The 5,814-nt window shown below is 64.0% G+C and carries 5 protein-coding genes and 6 tRNA genes; all 11 read right to left on the bottom strand.

Annotation, left to right across the window (positions count from 1 at the left end):
- Positions 1-381: 381 nt before the first annotated feature.
- A tRNA-Cys gene (locus H7U20_RS14545) sits at positions 382-455 on the bottom strand.
- Positions 456-540: 85 nt separating this feature from the next.
- Positions 541-616: transfer RNA gene (locus H7U20_RS14540), tRNA-Gly, on the bottom strand.
- 32 nt (positions 617-648) lie between these two features.
- Positions 649-724, bottom strand: a tRNA-Gly gene (locus H7U20_RS14535).
- Between the two features lie 46 nt (positions 725-770).
- Positions 771-846 (bottom strand) — tRNA-Gly (locus H7U20_RS14530).
- Between the two features lie 63 nt (positions 847-909).
- A tRNA-Gly gene (locus H7U20_RS14525) sits at positions 910-985 on the bottom strand.
- Positions 986-1,069: 84 nt separating this feature from the next.
- Positions 1,070-1,145 (bottom strand) — tRNA-Gly (locus H7U20_RS14520).
- 106 nt (positions 1,146-1,251) lie between these two features.
- On the bottom strand, positions 1,252-1,836 hold the full coding sequence (pgsA, locus tag H7U20_RS14515; RefSeq protein WP_199759868.1) for a CDP-diacylglycerol--glycerol-3-phosphate 3-phosphatidyltransferase: 585 nt from the start codon (positions 1,834-1,836) through the stop codon (positions 1,252-1,254).
- A 103-nt stretch (positions 1,837-1,939) separates the two neighbouring features.
- On the bottom strand, positions 1,940-3,802 hold the full coding sequence (gene uvrC / locus H7U20_RS14510; protein ID WP_199759867.1) for an excinuclease ABC subunit UvrC: 1,863 nt from the start codon (positions 3,800-3,802) through the stop codon (positions 1,940-1,942).
- Between the two features lie 41 nt (positions 3,803-3,843).
- A complete protein-coding gene (gene acpS / locus H7U20_RS14505; protein WP_199759866.1) occupies positions 3,844-4,251 on the bottom strand; it encodes a holo-ACP synthase in 408 nt (135 codons plus the stop codon).
- Positions 4,248-5,006 carry a pyridoxine 5'-phosphate synthase gene (gene pdxJ / locus H7U20_RS14500; protein WP_199759865.1) on the bottom strand — a complete coding sequence of 253 codons (759 nt, stop codon included), beginning with the start codon at positions 5,004-5,006 and terminating at the stop codon, positions 4,248-4,250. Before pdxJ ends, acpS begins: the two co-directional genes overlap by 4 nt.
- Before the next feature lie 44 nt (positions 5,007-5,050).
- Positions 5,051-5,814 (bottom strand): DNA repair protein RecO (recO, locus tag H7U20_RS14495; protein WP_199759864.1); only part of this gene is annotated, 764 nt, incomplete at its 5' end.

Raw genomic sequence — 5,814 nt, 5'->3', positions numbered from 1 at the left:
CAGAAATTGCCGGCGATGGTCAAATCGTTCTTCCAGCAACAGGAATGCAGTTACGCCGCCTGAGCGCTAGCTTTACTTTCTAGAAGGTTAGTAAACTCACACTTTGTCACGTCAATGGGAATGGCTGCTCCTGGCCGCACTCGGCCGATGCCGATCAGGATAGCATCTGGCCCATGCGAAAAATACGCGAATTGTCACGTCCGCCCAGTAGGAGGTGGTTGGCGGTGCTCTGGGAGAACGGGGGGAGGCGGCACATCATGAGAATGGCCGCGGTGACCTATGAGAATCGGTGGCGGCACCCCACGAGATTGAGATACAGCGATTCCAAAACGAAAAAAGCCCACTCGAAAGTGGGCTTTTTCTTGATTTTGCAATCGTATTTGGAGGCGAGGATCGGAATCGAACCGACCTAGACGGCTTTGCAGGCCGCTGCATAACCTCTTTGCTACCTCGCCAGAGGACCTGCTGCGCGCCGCCGCTCAACACCACGGCGACGCTAGTACTGCACAGCAGGAAGTTTCGTCACTTCCTGCCAAATTCTGGAGCGGGAGAAGAGGCTCGAACTCTCGACCTCAACCTTGGCAAGGTTGCGCTCTACCAACTGAGCTACTCCCGCGTCTTTTACTGCTATAACAATATCTGCCTTTATGGAGCGGGAGAAGAGGCTCGAACTCTCGACCTCAACCTTGGCAAGGTTGCGCTCTACCAACTGAGCTACTCCCGCATCGGAGCATCTATTTCTACTACGCCGTTATTACCATCAGCATCACTGGAGCGGGAGAAGAGGCTCGAACTCTCGACCTCAACCTTGGCAAGGTTGCGCTCTACCAACTGAGCTACTCCCGCATCGGCGCTGCTGATTCACTACTTACTTTACTGCTCACATCTATTTCTTCCACCAGAATCAACTGGAGCGGGAGAAGAGGCTCGAACTCTCGACCTCAACCTTGGCAAGGTTGCGCTCTACCAACTGAGCTACTCCCGCTTGGAAGTCCAACATTCTAGCAGACAGTCACCAAAGTTTCTAGTGCTACTTGCTTTACTACTTGCTATCGACGATTCCAGAAACTGGAGCGGGAGAAGAGGCTCGAACTCTCGACCTCAACCTTGGCAAGGTTGCGCTCTACCAACTGAGCTACTCCCGCGTCATCAACAACAGGCCAGCATTATAGATGAACCAAAAGGGGTGTCAAGGGCCGGACTATGGTTAATTGAAACATTTCATCAAATCAAGTCCGCCGCCCCGCCCGTTCAATCCAGGCTGCCGGCTTTTTCCTTGATCAGCGGCCAGGCCAGCTTCAGGTAATAGCACATCGACCAGACCGTCAGCACGCAGGCGATCAACAGCAGGCGCTCGCCCCACACCTGGGTGTCGACGGCGCCGAGCAGGATGTCGTGGAACAGCAGCAGCGGGATGGCGGTCATTTGCGCCGCCGTCTTGATCTTGCCCAGCGAGCTGACCGCCACCGATTTGGAGGCGCCGATCTGCGCCATCCATTCGCGCAGCGCCGAGATGGCGATCTCGCGGCCGATGATGATGAAGGCCAGGATGGCGTTGACACGGTCCAACTGCACCAGCACCAGCAAGGCGCCGGCCACCATCAGCTTGTCGGCCACCGGATCGAGGAAGGCGCCGAAGGCCGAGGTCTGGTTCCAACGCCGCGCCAGGAAGCCGTCGAACCAGTCGGTGATGGCGGCGACGATGAACACCAGCGTGGACGCCATATTCCGGTCCGCCACCGGCAGCCACGGCGTGGGCAGGTAATAGACGCCAACCACCAGCGGAATCAGCGCCACGCGCAACCAGGTCAACAGGATCGGAATATTGAAGGGCATAGGCTCGAGTAAAGGAACGGCTGTAAAAAAGTTGTAACAATGCGCCGCTAGTCTACCTTGCCGCCGTACATTAAACCAGCACGCTCCGCCACAAGTGCGCTTTCTAATGTAACTGTTTATATATTTCTTCGGCCAGGGCGCTGGAGATGCCCTCGACCGACATCAAGTCCTGCACGCTGGCGTCGACCACGCCGCGCAGGCCGCCAAAACGGGCCAGCAGTTTTTGCCGTCGCTTGGCGCCGATACCCTCGATCTCCTCCAGCCGCGAGGTCTGCCGCGTCTTGGCCCGCTTGGCGCGCATGCCGGTGATGGCGAAGCGGTGCGCCTCGTCGCGGATCTGCGCCACCAGCATCAGCGCGGCCGACTCCTTGCCCAGCTCCTGGGCCGGTCGGCCGTCGACGAACAGCAGCGTCTCCAGGCCGACGCGGCGGCCCTCGCCCTTGGCCACGCCGACGATCAGGCTGATGTCCAGCCCCAGTTCGGCGAACACCTGGCGCGCCATTTCGATCTGCCCCTTGCCGCCGTCGATCAGCACCACGTCGGGCATCACGCCGTCGCCGTTGGCCACCTTCTCGTAACGCCGCATCAGCACCTGGCGCATCGCCGCGTAATCGTCGCCGGGGGTGATGTCGTTGATGTTGTAGCGGCGGTACTCGCCGTTCTGCATCTGGTGGTGGTGGAACACCACGCAGGAGGCCTGGGTCGCCTCGCCCATGGTGTGGCTGATGTCGAAGCATTCGATGCGCAGCGCCTCGATGTCGTCCGTCTCCAGGTTCAGCGCCTCGACCAGCGCGCGGGTGCGCGACTGCTGCGAGCCCTGCTCCGACAGCAGGCGCGCCAGCGAGATCTCGGCGCCCTTCTGCGCCAGCTCCAGCCACTTTCGGCGCGCGTCCTGCGGCTGGAAGATCAGGTTGATGCGGTGGCCGCACTGCTCCTGCAAGGCCAGCATCAGCGCCGGCTGGTCGAATTCGATGTTGAGGATCAGCGTGCCGGGGATGAACTTCTCGGTGTAGTGCTGCACCAGGAAGGCGCTCAAGACCTCGACCTCGATGGCCTGCTCGGCGATGGCGGCGGCGTCGTTCAACTGGCTGGGGAAGTAGGCGCGGTCGCCCAAGTGGCGGCCGCCGCGCACCATCGCCAGGTTGACGCAGGCGCGGCCGCCCTGCACCAGCACGGCGAGGATGTCGACGTCGGCGTCGCCGCCGGTCTCCATGCTTTGCTGGTGCAGCACGCGCGACAGCGAGGAGATCTGGTTGCGCACCGCCGCCGCCTGCTCGAACTTCAGCTCGCCGGCGTAGGCGTGCATCTTCTTTTCCAGGTCGGCCAGCACCTCGCTTTGCCGGCCGCGCAGGAAGCGGGCGGCGTTCTCGACGTCGACCTTATAGTCCTCCGGCGCGATCAGCTTGACGCAGGGCGCGCTGCAGCGGCCGATCTGGTGCAGCAGGCAGGGCCGCGTGCGGTTGGCGTAGACGCTGTCCTCGCAGGTGCGGATCAAGAATACCTTCTGCAGGATCTGCATCGACTCCTTCACCGCCCACGAGCTGGGGAAAGGCCCGAAGTACTGGTTCTTCTTGTCGACCGCGCCACGGTAGTAGACCATGCGCGGCGACTCGCCGCCGGTGATCTTCAGGTAGGGATACGATTTGTCGTCGCGGAACAGGATGTTGAAGCGAGGGTGCAGCGTCTTGATCAGGTTGTTTTCCAGGATCAGCGCCTCGGCCTCGCTGTGCGTCACCGTGGTCTCCAGCCGGGCGATGCGCTCGACCATCATGGCGATGCGCGGGCTGGACAAATTCTTCTGGAAGTAGCTCGACACCCGCTTCTTCAGGTCGCGCGCCTTGCCGACGTAGAGCACGGCGTCGTTGGCGTCGAAATAGCGGTACACGCCCGGCAGGTTGGGCAGCTTGGCCACGGTCTGCAGCACTATTGCGCGCGGGTCGGGCGTGGTCGTTTCGGCTTCGGTCATTGCTGTTACCAGTGCTCAGTGTGGGGATGCTTGCGGCGCTATCAGCCGGCCGGCGCGGCGGCCTGCTCGACGATGACGAAGGCGACGGCGTATTCCGCCTCGTCGCTGATGGTCACCTGGGCCGACAGGCGATTGGCCTGCATGAACGCCTCCAGCACGCCGCTGCAGACGATCATCGGCTTGCCGCTGGGGGCGTTGAGCATCTGCGCCGCCGGCCAGGTCATCGGCATGTGCAGGCCCAGGCCGATGGCCTTGGAAAAGGCCTCCTTGGCGGCGAAGCGGGTGGCCAGGAAGCGCAGGCCGCGCACCGGGTTGCGTGCGCTGCGCGCCAGGTACTTGGCCATCTCCTGCGGGCCGAGGATCTTGCGGGCGAAGCGTTCGCCGTGCCGCTCCAGCGCGGCGGCAATGCGCGGGATCTGGCAGATGTCGGTGCCGATCCCGTAAATCATCGCGCGCCCAGGCGGGTGGCGACCATGATCGCCTTCATTTCGCGCACCGCGTTCTCCCAGCCGACGAAGACGGCGTGGGCGACGATGGCGTGGCCGATGTTCAGTTCGGCGATGTCGGGAATCGCCGCGATCGCCTGCACGTTGGTGTAGTGCAGGCCGTGGCCGGCGTTGACCTTGAGGCCGCGTCCGACGCCGTACAGCACGCCGGCCTTGATGCGTTCCAGCTCGGCCGCCTGGGCGGCACCCTCGGCGTCGGCGTAGCGGCCGGTGTGCAGCTCGATGACCGGCGCGCCGATTTCGGCGGTGGCGGCGATCTGCTCCTCGTCGGCGTCGATGAACAGGCTGACGCGGATGCCCTCGGCCTGCAGCTGGCGCACCGCCGCCTGCACCGCATTGAAGTTGCCGACCACGTCGAGGCCGCCCTCGGTGGTCACCTCGGTGCGCTTCTCCGGCACCAGGCAGACGTCGGCCGGCTTGATGCGGCAGGCGAAGTCGATCATCTCCCGGGTCACGGCGGCCTCCAGGTTCATCCGCGTCAGCAGTTGCGGCGCCAGCGCGATGACGTCGGCGTCGCGGATGTGGCGGCGGTCCTCGCGCAGGTGCAGGGTGATGCCGTCGGCGCCGGCCTGCTCGGCCAGCAGCGCGGCGCGGATCGGGTCGGGATAAGGGGTGCCGCGCGCGTTGCGCAGCGTGGCCACGTGGTCGATGTTGACGCCCAGGTCGATGACCGGGCCGGATGGCTGCAGGAAGCTCATGGTGTGTCCGTGTGAAGTCGGTGTTGGTGGTGTTGGTGGGTAGTCTACAGCTGCATCAGGTCGAGCAGGATCTGCCGCGTGTTGAGCGGCGCGCCGCCCAGGTGGTGGGCCAGCAGGAAGCGCATCAGCTGCTTGCTCTGCGCCTGGGTGGCGGGGTCCTGGTAGTCCTCGTTCTCCATGTCGAGCAGGGTCTTGCCGCTGACCCGTGGCCAGCTGTCGGCGGCCCGCTCGGGACGGGCGCCGCGCTCCGGGTCGACCACGTAGAGCAGCTCGGCGCGCACCCGCTCGCGGCTGACGGTGCAGCGCGTCAGGTCGGCGGCGACGCCGGTCTCCTTCAGCAGCGCGCGCTCGAACTTGCGCAGCACGATGGTGGCCGGCTCGTTGTGGGCCAGCTGGTTCAAGGTGGCGACGTAGTGGTCGAACAAGGCCGGGTGGGCGTCGTCGCGCGCCAGCAGCTTGACCAGCAGCTCGTTCAGGTAGAAGCCGCACAGCAGCGCGGTCTTCTCCAGCGGCAGCATGCCGCCGACCCACTCGGCCTCGGTCAGGGTGCGCAGCTCGGACTTGCCGCTCCAGCTCGACGACAGCGGCTGGAAGGTCTGCAGCACGCCGCGCAGCTGCGAATGCGGCCGCTTGGCGCCCTTGGCGATCAAGGCCACGCGGCCGTAGTCGCGCGTGAACATGTCGATGATCAGGCTGGTTTCTTTGTAGGGATAGCTGTGCAGCACGAAGGCCGGTTGGCCGGCCACCTTGGTGCCAAAGGTGCGTTCGCGCGATGGCGCGCGGCTGCGCTTGGCTGGGGCGCCGGCGG

Origin of the sequence: Rugamonas violacea (assembly GCF_016461825.1) — a bacterium.
GTDB lineage: Bacteria > Pseudomonadota > Gammaproteobacteria > Burkholderiales > Burkholderiaceae_D > Rugamonas.
The sequence above is the reverse complement of the archived record's forward strand: the minus strand, read 5'-3'. Positions and strand labels throughout refer to the sequence as shown.